Here is a 24561-nt window from a genome sequence, read left to right as displayed (position 1 = left end):
CATCCCCCGCGCCTGGCGGTTAACATGGCGCCGCGCCAGCCCGAACGCGACGACGGAAGCGCCACTTTTTCCGCCATGCGACTGTCGAAAGTTCGCTGTCAAGCGTGTTTGTTCGCAACAGACCTGTTCGTCTCACTCCATGAAAATTGCCATTCTGAACCGCCAGGGGACCGGGAGCGGCGGTGCGACTCGCGCAGCTCGCCGATTGATTGCGGGGTTGCGCGCGCGCGGGCACGATGTCGTGATGGTGTCCCTGACCCCGGATCATGATCCTGCGGGTATCGGTATCGAAGCGAAATATCCCGACGGTGAGGCAGACCGGCGGGTCGTGCGTGCCAACGAGCACCTGCGCAATGGCTACATCACGCCGCGTCGCAGCAGCCTTTCAAACACGTTGTTTTCGAGCGAAGTCGCCGGATTTAACCTGGCGGGTACCGGTCTCTTCGACGACGTCGATGTCATCAACATCCATTGGGTTCCGGGTTTCCTTGCGCCCCACAACCTGACTGAGGTCATCGGCACGCGTAAGCCCGTGGTGCTTACTCTGCATGACATGGCAGCCTTCACGGGTGGGTGCCATTACTCCGCCGGCTGCGACGGCTACCGGGAGTCTTGTGCACCGTGTGCTCAGGTCGATCCGGACGTGCTCCGGATGGCCGCCTGGGCCTTGGCCGAAAAGCGTCGCGTGCTGAGGGTTCCGAATGTCGCCGCGGTGTCGCCCAGTCGCTGGCTCGCCGAATGCGCGGAGGCGAGCCGGGTCTTTTCGCCGGGTACCGTTCGGGTGATACCCAATGGTCTCGAGACCGACCTCTTTCGTCCTACACCCAAAGCGGTCGCCAAACGGGGTCTAGGTATTGCGCCGGAGGTCCGAACGCTGCTGTTCGGTGCGGAAAACGGACAGGAACGACGGAAAGGTTTCGACCTGCTACTGGATGCCGTAGGCCGGATGCGCGCGGACCCTGGCATGGCAGGTCTGCTGCAGGCGGGGCGGCTGCGTATCCTCGCCTTCGGGCAGGCGAGCGCGCAACTTCAACAGATCGGCCTTCCGGTGCAGGATCTCGGCATGGTGCGCTACGACGCGCATCTGGCCTTGATATACAGCGCCGCCGATCTCCTGGCGCTGCCGTCGCGAGAGGACAATCTCCCCAACATCCTGCTCGAAGCCATGGCCTGCGGGACGCCCGGGGTGGCCTTCGCCGTGGGTGGTATCGCCGACGTGATTGAAAATGGCCGGAATGGCCTTTCGGTGCCTCCTCTGGACACGGGAGGCATGGCTTCAGCCATCGCGAACTTGCTCCAAGACTCTGCCTCAGCCGCGGCCCTGGGGGAGGCTGCCCGTCGCTCCGTTGCGGAGCGATACACCCTGGATGCTCAGGCCGCGCAGTATGAAGCCTTGTTTGGGGACTGTCTCGCCGAGTTGCCCACGCCCGCCCGATCGCGGATGTTCAGGCTATCTGGGGACGTGCTGGCCGCGCCGTGCACCTTGCATCCGGATGTAGACGCCGGTCCGATCGGACTGTTCATCGAGCAACAGGCGCGTGTCGATGCTTTGAACGCGGAGGTTTCCGGCAAGACTTACGAACTCGACCGGGCTGGCGAGGTTCTGCGCGAGGCCTTGTCCGAGGCGCACGCCTCGAGTTCGTGGCGCTACACCCGATGGTTGCGCGGCGGGCAGGAGCCGGGGCTGTTCGCGGAAGCCTCCTGCGAAACTCTGGCGGTCACGCTGTTGAACCTGCTGCGCTCCAAGTCCTGGGAAATGACTGGCGTGCTGCGGGTCGGCATCCGTCTATTGCGGTCAGCCCTGTGCAGGTTGCAGCGGAAACCGAAGGCGGCGCCGCAACCTAAAGAACCGGCCCTGGGCTCGAGCGCTGCGGATGGAACGGATGCCCCGATCCGCCTCAGCTTTTCGGCGCAAGAGGGGGTAGCGGTCGCTGCCAGCGAAACGGAGGAGTTCAACCCGATCTGTCTGCATCTGTTCCATGTCGATCTTTGGGATGAGTTTCGCAGCGCATTAGCCCCTATCGTAGGGCCGGCAACGCCGCTGTACGTTTCGCTGCCCGAGTCGAACGCGGAGTTCGGAGAACGCCTCGTCCAACTGTTCGGCCCTCAGGCGTGCCGTTGTTTCACCGTGGAGAACCGCGGGCTCGATGTGCTCCCTTTTCTGCAGCAGTTCCGATTCCTGCGGGAGAACGGCTTGCGCCCGCGCACACTGACCAAGCTTCACACGAAAAAGAGCACGCATATTCCGGAGGCGACGGCCCGGCGCTGGCGTCTCGAACTTTATGAGCGGCTGCTGGCGGAGCATCCGGGTGTTGTTGATGCGTTTCGAAAGAACGCGGGACTCGGGATGGTGTGTTCCGAACAATGGTGGCTCGCGGAAGGCATGCAGGATGCGAACTGGCAGGCGGAAAGCCGAGTCATTGCGGAGGCGTGTGATCTCTTCGACGTCCCCGCCGCGTCACACTATCTCAGCGGAAGCATGTACACGGTGTCCTACGCCTATCTGGAACGACTCCTGGCCCCGCTCGATCTTGACGCCTACTTCGCCAGCTTTCCCGTGGGCTACCATCCCTGCGACACGCCAGCCCATGCGTTCGAACGGGTCGTCTGCTACGGCCTTCGGAAGTACGGTTGTCGGGTCGGCTTGCTGTAGCGAGGCTTCACAAGAAGCGGGCCGGCGGCGTTCCATCCGGGTAAGGGCTTCAGCCTGAGTTGGGCGCGCGGTGCTGACGCCGCATCAGTGTTCCGGAATCTTCATCCCATATCCGGGTTAGCACTGCCAGGGAGTTGACGGTGCGGGTCGCAAACCCGGAGACGGGTGGCTCCTCTTGCTCATGCAAGAGATAGCGATCCGGTACGCCGGCGCGATAACCCGCCTCCATGTCGGATTCCTTGTCGCCGACGATCGCCGAGCAGGCCAGAGCGACGTTGTGGTCTCGAGCTGCCTTGAGGAGCATGCCCGGGTTGGGTTTGCGATCGAAGGAGTCTTTGCGGTAGATGCCCAACCCCTGCTGTCCATGGAATGGGCAGTGGTAGACGCCCGTGAGCGGCGCGCCTTCCTGCTCGAACCTGCCGCGCATCCAGGCGGTCAGCCGATGGAAATCTCTCTCGCTGTAGAGACCGCGCCCGATTCCGGCCTGATTGGTGACGACGATCAGTCGATAGTGGCGAGCGACGGCAAGACGGCAGAAATCGAAAATTCCGTCCTTGAATACGAAATCCGAGATGCGCCACAGGTAGCCGGTATCGTGATTGATCACGCCGTCCCGGTCCAAGAACAGAGCCCGCCGGGTTACCCGGCCGTCGCCGTCGATCATTGAGCGCCCGGCTTTACCGACGGCCATTCATGCCGGCCAGGGTCAAGTGCTTCCCTCGGCCGATGCTTCGGGTCGAGCGTCGTCCGAGTATGGCAGGCAGAGGCTGACTTCCATCAGGACCCATCACGGAACATCTGCTGCTCAATGAGTCCGCAGATGATGTGGCCGAGGGCAATATGTCCTTCCTGTATCTTCGGAGTGCTCGGCGAGGGTACGGAGAGGAGATGGTCACACAACTCGTGCATCGGTCCATTCCCCGAACCGGTCAGGCCGACGCAGATCAAGGCCTGGGAGCGGGCTTGTCGCAAGGCCTGCAGAACATTGGGCGACTTGCCGGAAGTCGAGATACCCCAGAACACGTCTCCGGGGTTGCCCAGTGCCTCGATTTGTCGCGCGAATAAACGTTCGAAGCCGTAGTCGTTGCCGACCGCGGTGAGGACCGAGGTATCAGTGCTCAGCGCGATGGCCGCCAAACCACGCCGATCGAGGGCGAAGCGGCTGACGAACTCGCAGGCGAGATGTTGCGCATCGGCTGCGCTCCCACCATTGCCGGCCATCAGAATCTTGCCACCGGAGCGTAACGCGTTCAGACAGATGTCGACGACGTGCTCGATACGGTCGAGCAAGTCGTTGTCACCGGCCATCAGCGCCATGATGGTTGCCGTTTCACGCAGGTTTTCAATAATTGCTCGTCGCATGCCATCACACCAGGAGATTTTCGTTTTCGCGTTCCAATGCGAGCCTGCCATCCGAACCGTTCGTGGCCGGGGCGTTCGGAGCACATCTCTGCGGGTGCCGCGATCGTCCGGGTAGCCTACTGTGTCACGCGGCGGGTTCGCCCGGCGCCCGCTATTCTAACCGCTTCGTGATGCAATCCCTGCTTGAAACCCGCGGGCTTGGCCCGGCTGTCGTAAACGAGCCGAAGCGGTCCGAAGGGCAGGGCGACAGAGGTGCCGGCGCATGTTGCGGTGCGCGAAGTGTTCGCTGCCGCGCGGCATCAATGCCTGGCCAACGGGCAAAAAAAAGCGACCGTTTTGCGGTCGCCAAGGAGGAGGAGAACCGAGCTGAAATACGGATGCTCTGACTGGAGGTCCGTACTGCCGCTCAACAGTTCTGCCGAGGTTGTATAAATGATATAGGCAACCTGCCTCCTTGATGATCAGACTTTCTTATGCACGCGATTAGTGCATCATAATGTTTGTGTCTGGTCCCGGGAACTCGCGTCGAACCGCAGCAGCCGAGTTCAGCGCCACAGTCCGAGGCGGCCCCCGCAACGTACGGATTTGCCGGACCGGGCGTCCGAATCCCACGCCACGTTTTTTCCGCCGAACAGCGCCACAACTGTCGAGCCCATGTTGAAGCGCCCCATTTCCGCGCCCTTCTCGAGTGTCATGGCCTCCGTGTAACGCCATCGTTCGATCTCGCGCGGACTCCGGTGCGGGGTGATCTCGCCCTGCCACACGGTTTCGATGCTGCCGACGAAAATTGCGCCCACCAGCACCAGCGCCATCGGCCCGTTGTCGGTATCAAACACGGCCACGACACGCTCGTTGCGGGCGAACAGGACGGGGACGAGTTCGGTCGTCGCTGCGTTGACGCTGAACAACTGCCCGGGCACATAGATCATCTGGCGGAGGCGGCCGGTCGCTGGCATGTGCAGCCGGTGGTAGTCCCGGGGTGACAAATAAATGGTGACGAAGGACCCGTCGCGAAACAACTCCGCTAAGCCATCCTCCTCTCCGCCCAGCAGCGTGGCCACATCGTAACGGTGTCCCTTCGCCTGAAATATCCGGCCTTCCTCGATGCGTCCGATTTGGCTGATCATGCCATCGGCGGGGGAGGTAAGGCCGCCGGGAGTGGCATCCTGGGGACGGGCTCCGTATTTCAGCGCGCGCGTGAAGAAGGCATTAAAGCTCCGAAAATCGCTGGGGGAGGCGACTTCCGCTTCGTTCAAGTCCACGCGAAAGGCTTGGCTGAAAACACGGATCAATGTCCGAGTCCAAAGCGGATTTTCCCAGCGTGCCAAGCGGTACATGGCGGCAGACAGCGCATGCTGCGGCAACAGGTATTGCAACAAGACAAACAGTCGCTTCATCACGCGATATCAGACCGGAGAATGATCAGGGGTGTGCAGGGTCGTGCTCGTAGGACCGTGGGTTCACGCGTAGCCCTGGTCCCGGAGAACGGACTGTGCAGCGGGAATGGCGGCGCCGTGCGCGGCCTTGACACCCATCTCCGACAGCACGCCTTCGATGGCGCCGAGGCAGAACAGCACGTTGCGCGGCGAGGCGCCGTACCCCATCAGTCCGATGCGCCAGACTTTACCTGCCAATGCGCCGAGGCCGGCTCCGATTTCCAGCGAGTAGCGGCGCAGCAGGGTTTCGCGCACCGCTGCCTCATCGATGCCCTCGGGCACGAACACCGAGTTCAACTGTGGCAAGCGCGAGCCTTCCGGTACCAGGAAGCGCAGTCCCATGCTTTCAAGACCTTCGCGCAGCGCCAGATGCATCGCCTTGTGCCGAGCCCAGGCCGCCTCCAGCCCTTCCTCGTGCAGCAGTACCAATGCTTCGTGCAGGCCATAGAGTGCATTGATTGGCGCCGTGTGGTGGTAGGCGCGCTTCGTGCCCCCACCCCAGTAGCTCATGACGAGGTTGAGGTCCAGGAACCAGCTCTGGACCTTGGTCTTGCGGTTGCGGATAGTCTCGACCGCGCGCGCGCTGAAACTGACCGGGGAAAGCCCCGGGGTACATGACAGACATTTCTGGGAGCCGGAATAGATGGCATCCACGGACCAGTCATCCACCCGCAGCGGAATACCACCCAGCGACGTGACCGCGTCGACGATGACCAGACAACCGTGCTCGTGTCCCAGCCGGGTCAGTGTCGCTACGTCGGAGGCGGCGCCGGTCGAGGTCTCGGCGTGAACGAAGGCGAGAATCTTGGCTTCCGGGTTAGCCTTCAGCGCTTGTTCCACCTTCTCCGGGTCCACGGGCTGGCCCCAGGCATCCTCTACGATTACCGCCTTCGCGCCGCATCGTTCCACGTTTTCCTTCATCCGCCCACCGAACACGCCGTTTTGGCAGACGATGGCAGTATCGCCGGGTTCGAGCAGGTTCACGAAGCACGTTTCCATGCCGGCCGAGCCTGGCGCCGAGACCGAGAGCGTCAGTTCGTTCGCGGTCTGGAACGCATACTGCAGCAAGCCCTTCATCTCATCCATCATGCCGACGAAAGCCGGGTCCAGATGGCCGATAGTGGGCCGGGACATGGCTTCGAGTATGCGTGGATTGACGTCGGAAGGGCCCGGGCCCATCAGTGTGCGAGCGGGAGGGTGAAACGATTTGAAGTCCATCTGTCAGTGCAGCCCTTGTATGTGGGTGAAACGATGTCGAGTATCGAGAACAAGCGTCAGGTCGGCGCGGCCCGGCAACTCGGCGAGCATCGCGCGGGTCAGGCGCTCATAGTGCATCACGAAACGGCGCAGGGCCCGCCGGCCCATCATCTGGCGCGCGGCGTCAGCGCCCAGGTTCGCCGCCAGCTTCCGTTCTTGCAGGCCCCGCCAACGCAGCACAGAGGCCATGCCGGGTACCTTGAGCATGATGAGCCGGTCCAGCAGTTGGAACAGCGGGGCGTATGCGCCGATCAGCTGGGCATTCACATACCGCCGCCAGCGTCCATCGGGATCTTCGTCGGACTCGAGAACATTCATCGGTGCCGCAAGGGCGCCTTCGTCCTGCGCCCGGGCGCCGATGCACCAACCCTCAAGGATCACGACATCGGCCGGTCCCTCGAAACGTGTCCATTCAGAACGTGGCCGACGGTCGTCCGATACCTTGTCGAATGACGGAATCAACGTTACCTGCGCCGGATCGGCACCCAATAGACCATGGATAGTCGACAGCGCGAGCCCGACATCGTGGGTTCCGGGCACTCCTCGCGTGACCAGCAGCGGGTGTACCGACCGCGCCAGCTCCGAGCGCTCGTCCCGCGTCATGTAAAAATCGTCGATCGACAGTCGGGCCGCGCGCAAACCATGCCCGTACGACAGAGTCAGCGTCAGCAACTCGGCCAGCGTCGATTTGCCCGATCCCTGAGCCCCGTTCACGCCGATGATCAGCGCCCCATGGCCCTTTTGTACCTTGATCCAGGCCGCCAGGCGCATAGTCAGTGCACGCAGGTGGTCGCCGCAGTCCGGCGCGATCCCTAGGTCGCGCAACCGACTGTCCAGCTTCGAACGAACAGCGTGTTCAAGATCGGGCCGGGCGTCGTCGTTCTCAGTGGATTCGAGCCACACTGGGACCGGAATCAGGCTGGACATGTTTTGCCGCCGGGCCGTGGTCGTGCTCAGGAACATGGGTAAGCTGCGGCCGAGGTCGCCCTGCAGTGACTTCCACGATGCGTCACAGCACACCTGAGACCGAAAAATTGCCGGACAGAATGCCATAGCGTGGGATCCGTCTCAAGCAGGCCGCTCGTGCCATCGCGCGGCGACTTGCGCGCGCGCCGGTCCGCACGTGTGGGTTAGGCGGTACGGGCTCAACGGACGAAGCCCGGCAGTGCGAAGGAGCCGAAGGACCGGCATGGCTGGTCAGAATCCCTTGCGTCCGGCGATAATGTGCGTTCGCGAGCACCGAGGAACGGTGTTCCTTTTTAGCATTTGAGAGTCGCCAACCCATGTCGAAAATTCTGCCACTGATCGCGCTGGCGTTCCTGCTGAATGGCTGTGAAGCCAAGCAACAGGCGCTGGGACTGCGTGCTGCCGTGCTTGCGAAGCTGCAGGCCGACCCCGATCTGAAGGACTACAAGCTGGATCCGGAGCCCATCGCCGACTGCGTCGTGCAAGCCGTTTCCGATGGGGCCCCAAGCATCCCGGGCGATCCGCGTCGGGACACGTACTTCGCCGCCTACACGAAATTCTTCAACGCCAACACGCCGGGCGAGGCGGATGCGATCATCAAGGAATACAAGGATTTCTTCGGCTCGGAGAAGGCGGCGAATGAAGCCGCGCTCGCCATCACCGACCACATCATGTCGTGCATGGGGCAGGCCATCGACGAGCGAGGCGAGTAGCTGCCCGGCCTCATGACCGCGCCGCCTGAAGCCCGGAAGCGATGCGATATAATCGGTGGTCATGCGATCCCGGTCACGGTCGCAGGTAACGACCGATGTCCCTGAGCACGCAGCCCCTTACGAAGACTCACCCGGCATGCCTATTTCTCCTGTTGTTGAAACTCAAGAAAGCTCGGGAATCCCAGCGGCAATCCACGCCGTAGGAACTCGGGCTCGCCTCGCGTCGCCGCTGATCGGGCGAGCGGAAACGGCAGCGAAAAACGCCGCTTTGTTGGCGATTGCCGCTGAGCTCGAAGGTCGCTCCGCCCATCTGATGGACGAGAACCGCAAGGACCTCGAGGCGGGGGCTCAGAGCGGCCTCGAGCCGGCCATGCTCGAGCGTCTCGACATCACGCTGCCGCGTATTCGAGTGATGGCGGAGAGCCTCCGTCAGGTGGCGGCGTTGCCGGATCCTGTCGGGGGCATTCGCGATTTGACGTATCGGCCGTCCGGCATCCAGGTGGGGCGCATGCGGGTACCGCTTGGCGTGATCGGAATTATCTACGAATCGCGTCCGAACGTAACGGCGGACGCGGCAGCCCTGTGCATCAAGTCCGGCAACGCCTGTATCCTGCGCGGGGGTAGCGAGGCCCTGAATTCGAATAAGGCCATCGCCGAGTGCATCCGCTTCGGGCTGGAGCAGGCCGGCCTTCCAGCGGATACGGTTCAGTTGATCGACACAGCCGATCGCGCCGCAGTCGGCGCGATGTTACAACTCAGCGACTGCATCGACGTCATCGTACCCAGGGGCGGCCGGAGTTTGATCGAGCGCATCACGACCGAGTCCCGGATCCCCGTCATCAAACATTTGGACGGTATCTGCCACGTCTACGTCGACGCGGATGCCGATCTAGAGCAAGCGCTCCGCATCGCCGTCAATGCCAAAACACATCGGTACGGTGTCTGCAACGCGATGGAGACGCTATTGGTCGACGAAGCGGTCGCGTCCGAACTGTTGCCGCGGCTCGCTGCGCTCTACCGCGAACACGGCGTCGAGTTGCGGGGATGTCCGAAGACGCGCGACTGGATTGCCGATTGCGGTGTCGCGACGGAGGCTGACTGGGATACCGAATATCTCGCGCCCATTCTGGCCATCCGGGTCGTCGGTGGACTGGACGAGGCGATGCAGCACATCGCGCAGCACGGTTCCGGTCACACGGATGCCATTGTCACTCGCGACCTCGGACGGGCCCGGAGATTCCTCCGGGAGGTGGATTCCAGTTCGGTCATGGTGAATGCGTCGACCCGCTTTGCGGACGGCTTCGAGTATGGCTTGGGCGCAGAGATCGGAATCAGTACGGACAAACTCCATGCGCGCGGTCCGGTGGGCCTGGAGGGCCTGACCACCGAAAAGTTCATCGTCCTGGGCGACGGCCATATTCGTGGCTGATCGCTGCGGTTCATGATCGGCATTTTCGGGGGAACGTTCGACCCCATCCACTACGGGCACCTCCGCACCGCGCTGGAGGTCTGCGAGGCACTCGAACTGGATGAGGTGCGCTTCGTACCCTGCGGGTCCCCGGCGCACAGGTCTCAGCCGGGAGCGTCCGCCGCACAGCGCCTGGCAATGCTGCAGCTCGCTCTTGACGGCGCAGACTCCCGCTTTCGGATTGACGATCGAGAATTGCAACGGGTCGGCCCCTCGTACATGGTGGACACGCTGGCCTCGATCCGAAGCGAATTCTCCGAGTGCGCTCTCTGTTTAGTCGTCGGTATCGACGCTTTTCAAGGCATGCCCGCATGGCACCGCTGGCGTGACATCTTCAAACTGGCGCATGTGGTCGTCATGGAGCGGCCTTTCGAACCGTCCTATGCCGATGCCTTGGAACGAGTCCTGTCCCAACGTCTGGTGGCGGACCGAACAGTGCTCGCCAAACAACCTGCCGGCTGCATTTACTTCCAGGATGTGTCTCAACTGGCCATCTCGGCGTCGCGCATTCGGGATCTGGTGAGACACCGGAAGAGCATTCAATACCTGATGCCCGAAGCCGTGCGCGCATTCATTGCCGATAGCGCGTTGTACGGGCCATAAACACGGCCTCGTGTCATTCGGCATCCGTTTCCGCCTTGAACCGCTCGGGTCTGCTGCGATCGAGTGGCCGTTTCTGGAATCAAGCCCCTCGTAGCCCATTAATTCTTGACACCGTTTGATCCGCAGTTATGATTAGCACTCCTCCAGGGTGAGTGCTAACAACGAGCGAGCGACCGCTTGGTATCCGCAGCGACGACACCGTATCCGTTTCGAGCGAAAGGGTTGGGCCCCGCGGCATCTCCTCGTCCGGTTGACGGCGTGCGCCGACTCGCACTCCCCAGAAGAGATGCGTGAAGATGCGACGCCTGAATGATCGCAGGTCGGGAGAGCGAGTGTATGAACCTGGCCCATTCCCCGCGGAAACGGTCGTCCTGGGCAGCCTGTCCGGGAAGCCGGGTCAGGTGCGTGCCCGCGGTCAACGCGGGCGGAATCCGACTAATGGCAGCACTCGTGCCGTAGCGGTCCGCCTCGGCCAGTGCGCCTTGTTTGGCAGACATGCGGGGACAGCAGTCACACTGAACGGCGAGGAAGCGATCGTTCTGCACGAAGAAGGTATGGCGGCCGATTTAGGTCATTGATTCGATATCAGTAATCCCAGTTTTGGCAACAATTTCGAGGTAGCGATAATGGCAGCGAAAGAAGTTAAGTTCAGTGACGATGCCCGCGTGCGCATGATGCGTGGCGTCAACGTGCTGGCTCAGGCGGTGAAGGTAACGCTCGGTCCCAAGGGACGCAATGTCGTGCTCGAGAAGTCGTATGGCGCTCCCACCGTCACGAAGGACGGGGTATCGGTTGCGAAGGAAATCGAACTCGCCGACAAGTTCGAGAACATGGGCGCCCAGATGGTGCGCGAAGTGGCGTCCAAGACCTCCGATGTGGCCGGCGACGGTACCACGACCGCCACGGTGCTGGCGCAGTCGATCCTGACAGAAGGACTGAAGGCCGTTGCGGCCGGCATGAATCCGATGGATTTGAAGCGCGGCATCGACCGCGCCGTGGCGACCGTGGTCGAAGCGGTCCACCAGATCTCGGTGCCGTGCACGGACACCAACGCGATTGCGCAGGTCGGGACGATTTCGGCGAACTCCGACGACTCCATCGGTAAGATCATTGCGGAAGCGATGGACAAGGTGGGCAAGGAGGGCGTGATCACCGTCGAAGATGGCTCGGGCCTGGAGAACCAGCTCGATATCGTCGAGGGTATGCAGTTCGATCGTGGCTATCTGTCGCCGTATTTCGTCAACAACCAGCAGAGCATGAACACGGAACTGGAAAACCCGTTCATCCTCATCCACGAGAAGAAGATTTCCAATATACGCGAGTTGCTCCCTGTTCTGGAGGCGGTCGCACGGGCGAGCCGCCCCTTGCTGATCATCGCCGAGGATGTGGAAGGTGAAGCGCTGGCTACCCTGGTCGTCAACAACATGCGCGGTATCCTGAAAGTCGCAGCGGTAAAAGCGCCGGGCTTCGGCGACCGTCGCAAGGCGATGCTCGAGGACATCGCGGTCCTCTCGGGCGGCACCGTGATTTCGGAAGACGTCGGCCTCAGCCTGGAGAAGGCGACGATCAATGATCTCGGCACTGCGAAGCGTGTTCAGATTACGAAGGACGACACGACGCTGATCGACGGCGCCGGCACGAAGGAACAGATTCAGGGCAGAGTCGCGCAGATCCGCAAGCAGATCGACGAAACCACCTCGGATTATGACCGCGAGAAGCTGCAGGAACGACTGGCGAAACTGGCAGGCGGCGTCGCGGTGATCAAGGTGGGCGCTGCGACCGAAGTCGAGATGAAGGAAAAGAAGGCCCGTGTCGAAGATGCATTGCACGCGACTCGTGCTGCGGTCGAGGAAGGAGTCGTTCCCGGCGGTGGCGTCGCGCTCGTCCGTGCACTCTCCCAGGTCAAGGACTTGAAAGGCGCTAACCATGATCAGGATGTGGGCATCGCCATTCTCCGTCGGGCGCTCGAGGAGCCACTGCGGCAGATCGTCGCGAATAGTGGGGACGAGCCCTCGGTCGTGTTGAACAAGGTCCGTGAAGGGAGCGGCAACTTCGGTTACGACGCTTCCACAGGACAGTTCGGTGACATGGTAGCGCTCGGAATTCTCGATCCGGCCAAGGTCACCCGCACTGCACTGCAGAATGCTGCCTCGATCGCCGGTCTGATGCTGACCACGGAGGCGATGATCGCCGAGGAGCCGAAGGATGAGTCGCCGATGCCGGGTGGTATGGGCGGCATGGGCGGTATGGGTGGCATGGGCGGTATGGGTGACATGATGTAAGACCGTCGCCCGAACACCCCTGTCTCCGAAAAGCCCCGACGTCTGGCGTCGGGGCTTTTTCATTTCGGGCGGACGTTGTTCCGCCGCGGGCTCTGCAGTCTCGAAGTCGGCGCCCCACGGCCGGGGATCCGTCCGGGTTGCTTAAGCCGCATTGTTGCGGTCCTGACGGATAGGCATACTAGCCACCCATCACTTCGTACCTAACCTCTGCTCGGGCGAAAGCCAAATCCCTGATTCACACATGATGGAAGACGACAGGCAGTTCTTCGCCACGGCCCCGCTGGGGCTGGAAGGACTGCTCGCAGATGAACTGGCCGCCCTCGGGGCCGAGCACGTCAGAGAGACACGCGCGGGCGTGCATTTCGAGGGCGATCTGGCCTGTGCTTACCGAGGCTGTTTGTGGTCGCGCCTCGCCAACCGCATTCTATTGCCTTTGGCGCAATTCCCGGCCGCGTCGCCGGATGCGCTTTACGACGGCGTACGCACGATCAACTGGGGCGAACATCTTCGGCTGACGGGAACACTGGCCGTTGATTTCGTGTCTTCCCGCTCGCGGATCACGCACGAGCTGTTCGGTGCGCAGAAGGTGAAGGATGCCATCGTAGATCAGTTCCTCGACCGCCACGGTCGGCGTCCGGATGTCAGCCTATTCCAGCCGGACATTCGCGTGAACGTCCATCTCGACCGCGACGTCGCCACTGTGAGCCTGGATCTTTCCGGCGAAAGCCTGCACCGCCGTGGCTACCGCTTGTCCGGGGGCTCCGCACCGCTGAAGGAGAATCTGGCAGCCGCCGTATTGATTCGCGGCGGCTGGCCGATCCTAGCCGAGGCAGGGAGTGAACTGCTGGATCCCATGTGCGGGTCCGGCACCTTGCCGATTGAAGCGGCACTGATCGCCGCCGATATCGCGCCGGGTTTGCTGCGCCAGTATTTCGGCTTTCTGGGCTGGGAGCAGCATCAGCCGGAGGCTTGGGCGGAACTGGTGGCCGAGGCCGATGCCCGGCGATCCGAGGGGCTCGAGCGGATGCCCCGTATCGTCGGGCACGACATCGATCGCGATGCCGTGGCCGCCGCCTGGCAAAACGTCGAGCGCGCTCAGTTGCAGGGCCGGGTGCACATCGAGCGCCAAGCGCTAGGGCACGCTCGTCCGCACGGGGAGCGGGCTGGTCTTGTCGTCGTGAATCCGCCCTACGGGGAGAGATTGGGGGAAGTCGCCCAGTTGACGGGCTTGTATCGCCAAGCCGGCGAGGTATTCCGTGAATACTTTCGGGGCTGGCGGCTGACGATGCTGACCGGCAACCCGGATCTCGCCTTTCAACTCGGCATTCGCGCTCAGCGTCATTACGCCCTGTACAACGGCCGAATTCCATGTCGTTTGTTCAATTTCGAGATCGTTCCCGAGCGCTTCTTCACGCCACGGCCGGTTCAGACTCCGGGACAGTCGGCGCCAGTCTACCTGCCGGAGCCAGCCGCTGAACTGAGTGAGTCGGGACAGATGTTCGCCAACCGACTGCGCAAGAATCTTCGGCATCTGGGGCGCTGGGCACGGCAGAATGGTATCCACTGCTATCGCCTGTACGACGCCGATCTGCCGGAGTATGCAGTTGCGGTGGATCTCTACCAGAACGAACGGGTCTGGGCTCATGTACAGGAATATCAGGCGCCTGCCAGTATTGATCCTGCGAAGGCCGAGTTGCGCCTCGCGGAGGCCTGTGCCGCCGTGATGCAGGTACTGGAGATTCCACGCGTACAGTTCTCCCTGAAGGTGCGCAAACGGCAGAAAGGCCTGGCCCAATACGATCGGCAGGCCGATTCACGCCGTTACTTCGAGGTCTCGGAGGGAGGGCTGCGCTTCCTGGTCAATCTCGACGACTATCTGGACACCGGCCTGTTTCTTGATCACCGGCCCACACGGGCGTTGCTGCGGGAACTGGCGCGGGGACGTACGATGCTCAACCTGTTTTGTTATACCGGCACGGCTTCGGTCTACGCGGCAGGCGGTGGTGCCGTGAGCACGACCAGTGTGGATCTGTCCAACACCTATCTGGATTGGGCAAGGCGTAATTTTCAGCTGAATGGCATGGATGACCGCAGGCACGAACTGATCCGTGCCGATGTGCTTGAGTGGCTGGGAGAAGCGCGTTCGACGCACCGGCGGTACGACCTGATCTTCTTGGATCCCCCGACGTTCTCTCACTCTAAAGCGATGAGCGCGACCCTGGATGTGCAACGCGATCACGTGGCGCTGCTGCAGGCAGCCGCTGCTCTGCTGACGGCGGACGGCATTCTGATCTTCTCCACGAATGCGACCCGCTTCAAACTCGATGCGGACGCGATAGGTAACCTGACGGCTGAGGATATCAGCCATGCCACCCTGCCCAAGGACTTCGAGCGTAACCCGAGAATCCACCGCTGCTGGAAGATTACACGACGGGTCCAGGCATGACACGGCGAGTCAGACTCATCGTATCGGGGCGGGTTCAGGGCGTCGGCTTTCGTGCGGCGACGGCCCGGGCGGCAGCGGAAGGCGCGATTGCCGGTTGGGTCGCCAACCGTAGTGACGGCAGCGTCGAAATCGAGGCACAGGGCGAACCGCAGCAGCTGGCTCAGTTCATCACCTGGTGTCACCGCGGGCCGCGCTGGGCCCGGGTGGAGTCGGTCGTGGTCGAGGAACTCCCCTCCGGTGCGGTAACCGAGGGCTTCACGATACGTCAGGGGCTCCGATGAGCGCTGCCCGTTGCGGAAGGCCCAGTCCGACGGCCATGGAGCACGGCTGAGGCACTCGGAAAATGGCTTTGGAGAAGTCGCTCCCGCGCCGCATCGTGATTCCCTTCACGCTGGTGTTCCTGATCACGGTGATTGGGACGGTGGGCTACGAATGGTTGGGTCGGGACCAGGGGGCAACCTGGCTGGATGCCCTGTTCATGACCGTGATCACGATCACGACCATCGGTTACGCTGAAGTCATCAAACTGAACGACTGGGGCCGGTTCTTCACGATGATGATCGCGCTGACCGGTATCGGAAGCCTCTTCTACGGTCTGACGGTCCTGATGGACCATCTGGTCATGAGTCGTTTGATGGACCCGTCCGGAAATCGAAAGATGCAACGTACGATTGAAAAGCTGGAGAACCACGTGATCATCGCCGGACTCGGCCGAGTCGGGCGGCAGGCGGCCCTGGAGCTGTTCGAGTCGGGTGTGCCGTTCGTGATCATCGACCCCCATCCGGAATCGCTTGCCTACACGCTGCAGCGTGGTTATCTGTTGGTGGCCGGCGATGCCACCAATGACGAAGTCTTGCAGTCGGCGGGACTGATGAGTGCTTCCGGATTGATCGTGACCACCGGGGATGATGCGAGCAACCTGTACATCGTGCTGTCCGCGCGCGTGATGCGGTCGGACCTGTTCATCGTGTCGCGCGCGGTCGACGACGCCAGCATTCCGAAGTTGGTCCGTGCCGGCGCGAACCGGGCGATCAGTCCCTATGCGATCGGCGGCCGGCGGCTGGCCCACCTGATTCTGAGTCCGACCGTTGTCGACTTCTTCGACGCCGTGATCAAGCATGGCGAGGAAAGCCTCAACTTGGAGGGAATCAACATCGAAGACGGCGCCGCGATCACCGGCCGGACATTGGCGGAACTCCGGCTGCACGAATCGACAGGGGCGAGTATCCTCGTCGTGATGCGAGACAGCCGCGTGCTGCCCAATCCCGACCCGGAACTGGTGCTGCGCAGCGGCGATCAGTTGTTGGCCTTGGGAACGGTCGAGCAGTTGGACCTGCTCGAAACGATGGTCTCCGCCCGGGCCGATGAGCCGGATGGATTTGAGCTGAGGCCCTCAGTAGACCCGCTTCTTTAGCGGGACCACTTCGACCTCGTCGGTCAGCGTTCGGAGATGTACCGGGCGGTGATCGATCGTGACGCGGGTTTGATCGGCGATCCAGACCAGCGAATGCTTCAACCAGTTGACGTCGTCCCGTTCCGGAAAATCGTCACGAGCATGGGCTCCGCGGCTCTCCTCGCGAGCTTCCGCCGCGGCCAAGGTGGCTAGGGCCTGCGGCAGCAGGTTTTCCAACTCGAGGGTTTCGACCAGATCGGTGTTCCAGATCAGCGAGCGATCGCTGACACGGACATCGCTCATCGAATCGATCACGGACCGCAGTTTTTCGATCCCCGCAGCCAGCGTGTCGGCACGCCGGAAGACGCTGGCGTGGCTCTGCATCGTTTTCTGCATCGCGAGGCGGATGGCCGCGGTAGGTGTCGATCCGTCGGCATGACGCAAGCGGTCGAAGCGCGCCAGGATGGGCTCGTAGCTCGCGCGACGCGGAGCAGCGCTGCGTGTGCCCGGCGTAATGAGCTCGGCGCAGCGAATGGCCGCGGCGCGGCCGAAGACCACGAGGTCCAGCAGCGAGTTGGACCCTAGCCGATTGGCCCCGTGCACCGAGACACAGGCCGCCTCGCCCACGGCCATCAAGCCAGGCACCGGCGTCTCGGGATTTCCGTCCCGCAGCGTCACCACCTCGCCATGCAGATTGGTCGGGATGCCGCCCATGTTGTAGTGTACGGTCGGTTGCACCGGGATCGGCTCCCTGGTGACATCGACGCCGGAAAAGATGCGGGCCGTCTCGGAAATCCCCGGCAGGCGTTCCTCGATGATGGAGGGATCGAGATGCTCGAGGTGGAGCAGCACATGATCACGCTCGGGACCGACGCCACGCCCTTCCTGGATTTCGACCGTGATGGCCCGACTGACGACGTCGCGTGAGGCGAGATCCTTGGCGTGCGGCGCATAGCGAGGCATGAAGGCCTCGCCCTCGCTGTTGGTGAGATAGCCGCCTTCCCCGCGAGCGCCCTCGGTGATCAAACACCCAGCGCCATAAATACCGGTCGGATGAAACTGTACGAACTCCATGTCCTGCAGCGGCAAGCCGGCCCGGACAACCATCCCGTTGCCGTCACCCGTGCACGTATGAGCGGAGGTGCAGGAAAAATAGCAGCGTCCGTATCCGCCGGTGGCCAGGATCGTCATCGGCGCTGAGAACAGGTGCATGGAACCGTCTTCGAGCCGCCACGCGATGACGCCGCGGCAGGCGCCGTCCTCCATGATCAGGTCGACCACGATGTACTCGACGAAGAATTCGGCCGCGTGCTTGAGCGACTGCTGATAGAGCGTGTGCAGGATGGCATGGCCGGTCTGGTCTGCCGCCGCACAGGTGCGCTGTGCCTTGCCTTCCCCGAAATGGGTGGTCATGCCCCCAAAGGGCCGCTGGTAAATGCGCCCATCCTGCGTACGGGAGAAAGGAACGCCGTAATGCTCCAGTTCGATGATGGCGGGAATCGCTTCTCGGCACATGTATTCGATCGCGTCCTGGTCTCCGAGCCAGTCGGAGCCCTTGACGGTGTCGTACATGTGCCAGCGCCAGTCGTCCTCACCCATGTTGCCGAGTGCGGCGCTGATGCCGCCCTGTGCCGCGACCGTGTGGCTGCGGGTGGGGAAGACCTTCGACAGGCATGCGGTCTTGAGACCCCGCTCGGCCAGGCCCAGAGTAGCCCGCAGCCCGGCGCCGCCAGCGCCGACGACTATCACGTCATAGTGGTGCGGAATAAGCGTGTAGGGTGAGGCGGCCATGTATTCAGGTTCCGAGGGCGATGTGCAGGACGGCGTACACCGAAAGTAGCGCCGCGGTCAGCAGGGTGCCGTTGGCGAACAGGATCGCGGTCATACGCAGCGGGCGGCGCGTGATGTAGTCTTCCATGATGACCCGAATGCCCAGAGCGGCGTGGTAGCAGGCGGTCACCACGTAAACGATCAGCAGCAAGGCATTGACAGGGGAGGCGACCCATTCGCTGGCGGCTTCAGTCGTAACGTCCGGAAGACGTGCGAGGGAGACGGCAAACCAAAGTCCCGTGGGCAGCAACAACAATGCGCTGATGCGTTCGCGCCACCAGTGTGTTGCGCCGTGGTGGGCGGAGCCCAGGCCACGGGCGCGGGCGAGCGGGGACTGGAATTCCATAGCGGCTGCCTAAGTCAGGATCTGCGAAGTCACGAACACACCAAAGAGCAGAAGTACCGAACCGACTAACTCAAGGATTACGTATCGCTGCATCCGCTCGCGCTCGAAGCCCCAACCGATATCCCACAGCAGGTGTCTGACGCCATGGCATAGATGAAACAGGAAGGCGTATAGCCACAACCACAGCGCCACCCGCCCGACCGGGGTTGCGATGGCGTCGCGGAGTCGCTCGAACCCGCTCTGGTCGAAGGCGAGAGCCAGCAGCAGCAAGCTCCCGAGCACGGTGCCGACAGTCAGGACGACACCCGAGACACGGTGGGAGATCGACAGCAGCGCGGTGCCGGGCAGGCGGTAGGCCTGGAGATGTGGCGATAGCGGACGTTGTCTCATCTGGGGCAATAGGAGTCTCGTTAAGTGGCGCTCAATGATCGCTGTCGTGCGGGACAGGGCAGGATCGATCCATCCGGCACCGTCGCCGGAACGGGGGTACGGAATTCCCTTCCTCGCCGCGAATGGCGCGCTAACCCCGGTGTCGGCTGGGCGTTCCTTCCGCGGGTGGCCATCGAGCCTGTCCTCAACTGCCCGCACCTGCAACCGCTTTGGCGATGTCGCGATTTATACCGCGTGTCAGGACCCCAAACAAGCGCAATTGGTAGCAGGAAGGCGCATTGCGCTGCATCGAGTGCCGCGTCTGCTTCCTGCGCGGAAACAATCGACATGCGGTGGCGGCGCGGGTCAGCGGCGCTCCGCGGCCGGTGCTTTTCGGCCCGCGGGTACCGCAGGACGCAAGTACCTCAGCCGGCAGAGGCCGACAGTACCAGTCGGACGACGAGATAGATTGCCAGCACCAAGGCCACTGTCATCGCGATTCCGACGAGAACAAACATGGTCGGAGACCCGTGTTGGAAGTCGCGGCGCCGCTTCTGTTCGCTCTGAACCCCGAACGCGGCGGACAATGCGCTGCCGATCATGGAGAACAGGGAAGGCTTGTCGGATCCAGGCGGTTGGTAGCTCACGTGAAGGGCAATCGGCTGGGGTTAGTGCGAAGGCGCGTTGGTCTCGGTACGAGTACGGTGCGGTGCCGCGGGGAGATCCGTGGCGTGGCCGCCATCGGCGATTTACTGCTTTCTGAAGAAGTAAAATCCTTCGAGGCCGCCCTTAAGGATCATTGAGTCCGGCGTCTTCTCGTAGACGACATAATCGATGGTCCGGCCGGGACGGCCGGGGTCGTCGGCCACGATCTTGCCGTCAACGATCTTGTATTTCCACTCGTAGCGGTCCTCGCCACCGAGGATACGGTTATGTCCGGATGTCACGATCGTGCCATCGGCCCGGAACTCCCAGACCCGGTTCTCGGTGATTCGCGCCTTGTTGATGCCGGGCGCGACCGATTCCAGCTTCCATTTTCCGGTCAACTCGGCTCCGTCGGTCAGCGCGACCTCGGCCCAGCCATTACTGGCCACCGCGAGGAGCGCCAGGATTCCCATCAGTCGGATTCGCATTTGTTTCGGCATGACATCGTCTCCAAGTACCGCGTCGATCACCTTCGGTCTGTCAGCCCACCATTCCGCCAACTCAGGCTAATGGCCGCGGCCGCCGTGCGGCGAGAGGGCCGGATTGTGACACCTTCACGCGAAAGCTGGCAAGGAAACCCCGTTGCGGCTTCGAGAGGCTACGGCGAAAAAGGGCTTTATCGTGGCGGGGTGTCACCTTAGAATGCGAACGATCCTCCGTATGCTCCTGTTTCCTCCCGATGTCTCGCCTCCCCACCGTGCGTGCTGAACTTCTCCATCGCCTCCTGTCTGAGCGCATTCTTTTTCTGGATGGCGCCATGGGCACGATGATTCAGACTTACAAGCTGTCCGAGGCCGATTATCGTGGGGAGCGATTCGTTAGCTGGGCCTCCGATCTGAAGGGCAACAATGACCTGCTGTCCTTGACCCAGCCGCAGATCATCGGTGCAATCCACCGCGCCTACCTGGACGCGGGCGCCGACATACTCGAGACCAACACCTTCAACGCCAACCGGATCAGCATGGCCGACTATGGCATGGAGGCTCTGGCCTACGAGATCGGTTACGAAAGCGCGCGCCTCGCGCGCCAGGTGGCGGACGAAGTCACGGCGATGACCCCGGACCGTCCGCGCTTCGTCGCCGGCGTACTCGGGCCGACCAACCGGACCGCGTCGATCTCCCCCGATGTCAACGATCCGGGTCACCGCAACGTCACCTTCGACGAACTCGTCGACGCATATTTCGAGGCGGCCGATGCGCTCGTGGCCGGCGGTGCCGACATCCTGCTGATCGAGACAGTGTTCGACACCCTGAATGCCAAAGCCGCCGTCTTCGCGGTGAAGCGTTATTTCGACGAACGCGGCGTCGACTTGCCGGTGATGATTTCGGGCACGATCACCGATGCCTCCGGACGCACACTGTCCGGCCAGACGGCAGAGGCGTTCTGGAATTCACTGCGCCACGCGCAACCGGTGTCGATCGGTCTGAACTGCGCGCTGGGCGCAAAGCAGCTCCGGCCGTTCATCGAAGAACTGGCGCGCATCTCGGACACGCATGTTTCAGCGCACCCGAATGCCGGTCTGCCCAACGAATTCGGCGAATACGACGAGTCGCCAGAGAGCATGGCCAAGGAACTCGCCGACTGGGCCGAGCAGGGCTTCCTGAACATCATCGGCGGATGCTGCGGTACCACGCCGCGGCACATCAAGGCCATTCACGATGCCTTGCAGCATTTTCCGCCGCGGAGCGTTGCGGAGATCGAACCGCGCTGCCGCCTGTCCGGGCTGGAGCCGCTGAACATCGGACCCGATACCCTTTTCGTCAATGTCGGTGAGCGTACCAACGTAACCGGCTCGGCTGTCTTTCGGCGCCTGGTGGTGGAAGGTCGTTTCGACGCGGCCCTGGACACGGCTCGCCAGCAAGTCGAGAGTGGTGCTCAGGTCATCGACGTCAACATGGACGAGGGCATGCTCGATTCCCAGGCGGCGATGGTGCGCTTCCTGAATCTCGTCGCCAGCGAACCCGACATTTCGCGGGTTCCGATCATGATCGACTCGTCCAAATGGGACGTGATCGAGGCTGGATTGAAGTGCATACAGGGCAAGGGGATCGTCAACTCGATTTCACTGAAGGAAGGCGAGGCGCCTTTCCTGCACCACGCCCGATTGGTGCGGCGCTACGGGGCCGCCGTCGTCGTGATGGCCTTCGACGAGCAAGGACAGGCCGATACGCTGGCGCGGAAGGTCGAAATTTGCGCCCGGGCCTATCGGTTGCTGACCGAGCGGATAGGGTTCCCGGCAGAGGACATCATCTTCGACCCGAACATCTTCGCGGTGGCCACCGGCATCGAAGAGCACAATCGCTATGGGCTGGACTACATCGAGGCGGTTGCCGCGATCAAGGCCACGCTCCCGCATGCGCTGATCTCGGGCGGCGTGTCGAATGTGTCGTTTTCCTTCCGCGGCAACAATCCGGTCCGCGAGGCGATCCACGCGGTCTTCCTGTATCACGCGATCCGTGCCGGCCTGGACATGGGCATCGTCAATGCCGGGCAAGTTGCGATCTACGCCGAACTGCCCGAGGAACTGCGTGAGCGCGTCGAGGATGTCGTGCTGGCCCGCCGTGACGATGCGACCGAGCGGCTGCTGGCCATCGCGGAGCAGTATCGCGGCGACGGCAGCGTCGCGGAACGCAAGGAAGATCTCGAGTGGCGGTCCTGGCCCGTCGCGAAGCGGCTGGAGCACGCACTCGTCAAGGGTATCGACGAGTTCATCGAGGAGGACACCGAAGCAGCCCGTCAGGCGGCCGAACGGCCGCTGCATGTGATCGAGGGTCCGCTGATGGATGGCATGAACGTCGTCGGCGACCTGTTCGGCGCCGGGCAGATGTTCCTGCCCCAGGTGGTCAAATCTGCGCGGGTCATGAAGAAGTCCGTGGCCTATCTGATGCCCTTCATGGAGGCAGAAAAGGAGGCATTGGGCGACCACCGTTCCAACGGTAAGATCCTGATGGCGACGGTCAAGGGCGACGTGCACGACATCGGCAAGAACATCGTCGGCGTCGTGCTGCAATGCAACGGCTACGACGTGGTCGATCTCGGCGTCATGGTCGCCTGTGAACGCATCCTGCAGGAGGCCCGCGAGCATCAGGTCGACGTGATCGGCCTGAGTGGACTGATCACGCCTTCGCTGGACGAAATGGTACATGTCGCCAAGGAGATGGAGCGCCAGGCCTTCGACATCCCCCTGCTCATCGGCGGCGCAACGACTTCCCGAGTGCACACGGCCGTCAAGATCGCACCGCACTATACGCGTGGTGCCACGGTTTACGTGACCGACGCGTCCCGCGCGGTGGGTGTTGCATCCAGCCTGTTGAGCGAGGATCAGCGCGACGACTACATGGCCGGGATCCGCAAGGAATACGAAGACGTCCGGGAGCGGCACGGCGGGCGGCAGTCACAGAAGCCACAGCTGGCGTTGGCCGAGGCGAGGGCGAATGCCTTTCGCACGGATTGGGCTCACTACGCGCCGGCCCGGCCAAGTTTCCTGGGCGTGCAGCAGTTCAAGCGCTTTCCGCTGGCAACTCTGGTGCCGTACATTGATTGGTCGCCGTTCTTCCACACCTGGGAGCTGGCCGGCAGCTACCCGAAGATACTCGATGACGAGGTGGTCGGCGAGCAGGCGCGCGCCCTCTGGAAGGATGCCCAGGCGATGCTCGACATCCTGGTTGCGAACGACTGGCTCGAGGCCAGCGCGGCCGTCGGCTTCTTCTGCGCGAATGCCGAAGGCGACGATATCGTGCTCTTCACGGACGAGTCGCGCACCGAACGGCTGGCCGTCATCCATGGGCTGCGGCAGCAGGCGGTCAAGCCGCCGGGCCAGCCGAATTACTGCCTCGGCGACTATGTGGCGCCCATCAGTTCGGGGGTCGCGGATTATCTCGGCGCATTTGCCGTGACTACAGGGCACGGGATCGAACAGCATCTCGAACGCTTCGCGGCGGAGCATGACGATTACAGCAGCATCATGTTGAAGGCGTTGGCCGACCGTCTCGCCGAGGCTTTTGCCGAGTGTCTGCACGAGCGCGTGCGCAAGGAGCTTTGGGGGTATGTGGCCGATGAGCATTTCAGCAACGAAGAACTGATCGAGGAAGTGTACCGGGGTATCCGTCCGGCTCCAGGTTATCCGGCCTGTCCGGACCACACCGAAAAGGCAACCCTGTTCGAGTTGCTCGACGCCGAGCGTGTCACCGGCATTGCACTGACGGAATCTTTCGCGATGATGCCCGCCTCATCCGTCAGCGGCTGGTATCTGGCACACCCGTCATCCCGCTATTTCAATGTCGGGAAGCTTGGCGAAGATCAAGTCCGGGACTATGCGCAGCGCAAGGGCATGCCGTTGGCCATGATGGAGCGCTGGCTGGCTCCGAACCTGGCCTACGAGCCGTCGAGCCGGTAGGCCGGTCGGCGCATCATGAACAACGGGGCAGAAGCGCGATCCAAGGGGCGGGCAGGGGACGTCGACCACGGAGGGCGGCAGTGACTGCCGGCACGCCAATGCTGACGCTGTTGGGAACGGTGGGTTGCCATTTATGCGACGAGGCCGTTGCGGTCCTGCGGCAGGCCGCGGTCCCCGTCTGGCAGACGGTCGACATTGCCGACGATGCGGCCCTCTTGGCGCGATACGGCACCCGCATCCCGGTCGTACGCAATGAGGGGAGCGGGTGCGAAGTCGGCTGGCCGTTCGATGCTGCGGCGTTGCAGGAGTTGATGGCCAACGGGGCAAACTGAGGCC

At 62.6% G+C, this 24561-nt stretch carries 20 protein-coding genes; 10 read left to right on the top strand and 10 right to left on the bottom strand.

The annotated features are described in order from the left end of the window. The first annotated feature begins 139 nt into the window (after window positions 1-139). Window positions 140-2653 (top strand): glycosyltransferase, encoded by a 2514-nt coding sequence (locus ACW73L_RS09650; protein WP_498921709.1) that lies wholly within the window; start codon window positions 140-142, stop codon window positions 2651-2653. 49 nt (window positions 2654-2702) lie between these two features. On the opposite strand, the gene ACW73L_RS09645 is transcribed toward ACW73L_RS09650, so the two are convergent. From ACW73L_RS09645 to ACW73L_RS09625, 5 genes are all read right to left on the bottom strand, one after another. Then, the gene (locus tag ACW73L_RS09645) at window positions 2703-3344 is read right to left on the bottom strand and encodes a D-glycero-alpha-D-manno-heptose-1,7-bisphosphate 7-phosphatase (RefSeq protein ID WP_498921708.1); all 642 of its coding nucleotides are present in this window, start codon (window positions 3342-3344) and stop codon (window positions 2703-2705) included. An 86-nt stretch (window positions 3345-3430) separates the two neighbouring features. Then, the gene (locus tag ACW73L_RS09640; protein ID WP_498921707.1) at window positions 3431-4015 is read right to left on the bottom strand and encodes a D-sedoheptulose 7-phosphate isomerase; all 585 of its coding nucleotides are present in this window, start codon (window positions 4013-4015) and stop codon (window positions 3431-3433) included. Window positions 4016-4560: 545 nt separating this feature from the next. Further along, entirely contained in the window at window positions 4561-5412 is an 852-nt protein-coding gene (gene asd / locus ACW73L_RS09635) for an archaetidylserine decarboxylase (protein WP_498921705.1), read from the bottom strand. Between the two features lie 63 nt (window positions 5413-5475). Continuing rightward, the gene (locus tag ACW73L_RS09630) at window positions 5476-6585 is read right to left on the bottom strand and encodes a pyridoxal-phosphate-dependent aminotransferase family protein (RefSeq protein WP_498921704.1); all 1110 of its coding nucleotides are present in this window, start codon (window positions 6583-6585) and stop codon (window positions 5476-5478) included. Between the two features lie 87 nt (window positions 6586-6672). Further along, window positions 6673-7671: a hypothetical protein gene (locus ACW73L_RS09625; RefSeq protein WP_498921702.1), complete on the bottom strand. Its 999-nt coding sequence runs from the start codon at window positions 7669-7671 to the stop codon at window positions 6673-6675. 320 nt (window positions 7672-7991) lie between these two features. On the opposite strand from ACW73L_RS09625, the gene ACW73L_RS09620 reads away from it, so the two are divergent. From ACW73L_RS09620 to ACW73L_RS09590, 7 genes are all read left to right on the top strand, one after another. Beyond that, the gene (locus ACW73L_RS09620) at window positions 7992-8387 is read left to right on the top strand and encodes a hypothetical protein (RefSeq protein WP_139556968.1); all 396 of its coding nucleotides are present in this window, start codon (window positions 7992-7994) and stop codon (window positions 8385-8387) included. A gap of 136 nt (window positions 8388-8523) precedes the next feature. Beyond that, on the top strand, window positions 8524-9816 hold the full coding sequence (locus tag ACW73L_RS09615; RefSeq protein ID WP_498921701.1) for a glutamate-5-semialdehyde dehydrogenase: 1293 nt from the start codon (window positions 8524-8526) through the stop codon (window positions 9814-9816). Window positions 9817-9828: 12 nt separating this feature from the next. Beyond that, window positions 9829-10458, top strand: coding sequence for a nicotinate-nucleotide adenylyltransferase (gene nadD / locus ACW73L_RS09610; protein WP_498921700.1), 630 nt, complete (start codon window positions 9829-9831; stop codon window positions 10456-10458). Window positions 10459-11084: 626 nt separating this feature from the next. Next, window positions 11085-12740, top strand: a complete 1656-nt coding sequence (gene groL, locus ACW73L_RS09605; protein ID WP_498921699.1) for a chaperonin GroEL — start codon at window positions 11085-11087, stop codon at window positions 12738-12740. 244 nt (window positions 12741-12984) lie between these two features. Beyond that, on the top strand, window positions 12985-15186 hold the full coding sequence (gene rlmKL / locus ACW73L_RS09600; RefSeq protein WP_498921697.1) for a bifunctional 23S rRNA (guanine(2069)-N(7))-methyltransferase RlmK/23S rRNA (guanine(2445)-N(2))-methyltransferase RlmL: 2202 nt from the start codon (window positions 12985-12987) through the stop codon (window positions 15184-15186). Next, a complete protein-coding gene (locus ACW73L_RS09595; RefSeq protein ID WP_498921696.1) occupies window positions 15183-15467 on the top strand; it encodes an acylphosphatase in 285 nt (94 codons plus the stop codon). The genes rlmKL and ACW73L_RS09595 overlap by 4 nt, the downstream gene beginning before the upstream one ends. Before the next feature lie 62 nt (window positions 15468-15529). Then, window positions 15530-16600 carry a potassium channel family protein gene (locus tag ACW73L_RS09590; RefSeq protein ID WP_498921695.1) on the top strand — a complete coding sequence of 357 codons (1071 nt, stop codon included), beginning with the start codon at window positions 15530-15532 and terminating at the stop codon, window positions 16598-16600. Here the strand turns inward: ACW73L_RS09590 and sdhA are convergent. From sdhA to ACW73L_RS09565, 5 genes are all read right to left on the bottom strand, one after another. Then, entirely contained in the window at window positions 16580-18370 is a 1791-nt protein-coding gene (sdhA, locus tag ACW73L_RS09585) for a succinate dehydrogenase flavoprotein subunit (RefSeq protein WP_498921693.1), read from the bottom strand. The two genes, ACW73L_RS09590 and sdhA, sit on opposite strands and share 21 nt — an antisense overlap. Window positions 18371-18374: 4 nt before the next feature. Further along, a complete protein-coding gene (gene sdhD, locus ACW73L_RS09580; protein WP_498921691.1) occupies window positions 18375-18755 on the bottom strand; it encodes a succinate dehydrogenase, hydrophobic membrane anchor protein in 381 nt (126 codons plus the stop codon). A 9-nt stretch (window positions 18756-18764) separates the two neighbouring features. Further along, complete coding sequence (gene sdhC / locus ACW73L_RS09575) at window positions 18765-19145, bottom strand: succinate dehydrogenase, cytochrome b556 subunit (protein ID WP_498921689.1); 381 nt, start codon at window positions 19143-19145, stop codon at window positions 18765-18767. 404 nt (window positions 19146-19549) lie between these two features. Beyond that, window positions 19550-19771: a DUF2970 domain-containing protein gene (locus tag ACW73L_RS09570; RefSeq protein WP_498921688.1), complete on the bottom strand. Its 222-nt coding sequence runs from the start codon at window positions 19769-19771 to the stop codon at window positions 19550-19552. Window positions 19772-19873: 102 nt separating this feature from the next. Further along, window positions 19874-20269 carry a hypothetical protein gene (locus tag ACW73L_RS09565; RefSeq protein ID WP_498921687.1) on the bottom strand — a complete coding sequence of 132 codons (396 nt, stop codon included), beginning with the start codon at window positions 20267-20269 and terminating at the stop codon, window positions 19874-19876. Between the two features lie 317 nt (window positions 20270-20586). Here ACW73L_RS09565 and metH point away from each other — a divergent pair, with 317 nt between their 5' ends. Then, window positions 20587-24225, top strand: coding sequence for a methionine synthase (gene metH / locus ACW73L_RS09560; RefSeq protein ID WP_498921685.1), 3639 nt, complete (start codon window positions 20587-20589; stop codon window positions 24223-24225). 80 nt (window positions 24226-24305) lie between these two features. Next, entirely contained in the window at window positions 24306-24557 is a 252-nt protein-coding gene (locus ACW73L_RS09555; protein ID WP_498921683.1) for a glutaredoxin family protein, read from the top strand. Window positions 24558-24561: the final 4 nt, after the last annotated feature.

The organism is Methylolobus aquaticus (assembly GCF_054172105.1).
This window is presented reverse-complemented; position numbering and strand designations above follow the sequence as displayed.

Bases quoted from the DNA above. Each gene is read 5' to 3' on its own strand.
- ACW73L_RS09630 (WP_498921704.1), bottom strand. From the start codon at position 6,585: ATGTCCCGGCCCACTATCGGCCATCTGGACCCGGCTTTCGTCGGCATG.
- sdhC (WP_498921689.1), bottom strand. From the start codon at position 19,145: ATGAGACAACGTCCGCTATCGCCACATCTCCAGGCCTACCGCCTGCCC.
- ACW73L_RS09645 (WP_498921708.1), bottom strand. From the start codon at position 3,344: ATGGCCGTCGGTAAAGCCGGGCGCTCAATGATCGACGGCGACGGCCGG.
- groL (WP_498921699.1), top strand. From the start codon at position 11,085: ATGGCAGCGAAAGAAGTTAAGTTCAGTGACGATGCCCGCGTGCGCATG.
- ACW73L_RS09650 (WP_498921709.1), top strand. From the start codon at position 140: ATGAAAATTGCCATTCTGAACCGCCAGGGGACCGGGAGCGGCGGTGCG.
- ACW73L_RS09615 (WP_498921701.1), top strand. From the start codon at position 8,524: ATGCCTATTTCTCCTGTTGTTGAAACTCAAGAAAGCTCGGGAATCCCA.
- nadD (WP_498921700.1), top strand. From the start codon at position 9,829: ATGATCGGCATTTTCGGGGGAACGTTCGACCCCATCCACTACGGGCAC.
- rlmKL (WP_498921697.1), top strand. From the start codon at position 12,985: ATGGAAGACGACAGGCAGTTCTTCGCCACGGCCCCGCTGGGGCTGGAA.
- sdhA (WP_498921693.1), bottom strand. From the start codon at position 18,370: ATGGCCGCCTCACCCTACACGCTTATTCCGCACCACTATGACGTGATA.
- ACW73L_RS09595 (WP_498921696.1), top strand. From the start codon at position 15,183: ATGACACGGCGAGTCAGACTCATCGTATCGGGGCGGGTTCAGGGCGTC.
- ACW73L_RS09625 (WP_498921702.1), bottom strand. From the start codon at position 7,671: ATGTTCCTGAGCACGACCACGGCCCGGCGGCAAAACATGTCCAGCCTG.
- ACW73L_RS09620 (WP_139556968.1), top strand. From the start codon at position 7,992: ATGTCGAAAATTCTGCCACTGATCGCGCTGGCGTTCCTGCTGAATGGC.
- asd (WP_498921705.1), bottom strand. From the start codon at position 5,412: ATGAAGCGACTGTTTGTCTTGTTGCAATACCTGTTGCCGCAGCATGCG.
- sdhD (WP_498921691.1), bottom strand. From the start codon at position 18,755: ATGGAATTCCAGTCCCCGCTCGCCCGCGCCCGTGGCCTGGGCTCCGCC.
- metH (WP_498921685.1), top strand. From the start codon at position 20,587: ATGGGCACGATGATTCAGACTTACAAGCTGTCCGAGGCCGATTATCGT.
- ACW73L_RS09590 (WP_498921695.1), top strand. From the start codon at position 15,530: ATGGCTTTGGAGAAGTCGCTCCCGCGCCGCATCGTGATTCCCTTCACG.
- ACW73L_RS09565 (WP_498921687.1), bottom strand. From the start codon at position 20,269: ATGCCGAAACAAATGCGAATCCGACTGATGGGAATCCTGGCGCTCCTC.
- ACW73L_RS09640 (WP_498921707.1), bottom strand. From the start codon at position 4,015: ATGCGACGAGCAATTATTGAAAACCTGCGTGAAACGGCAACCATCATG.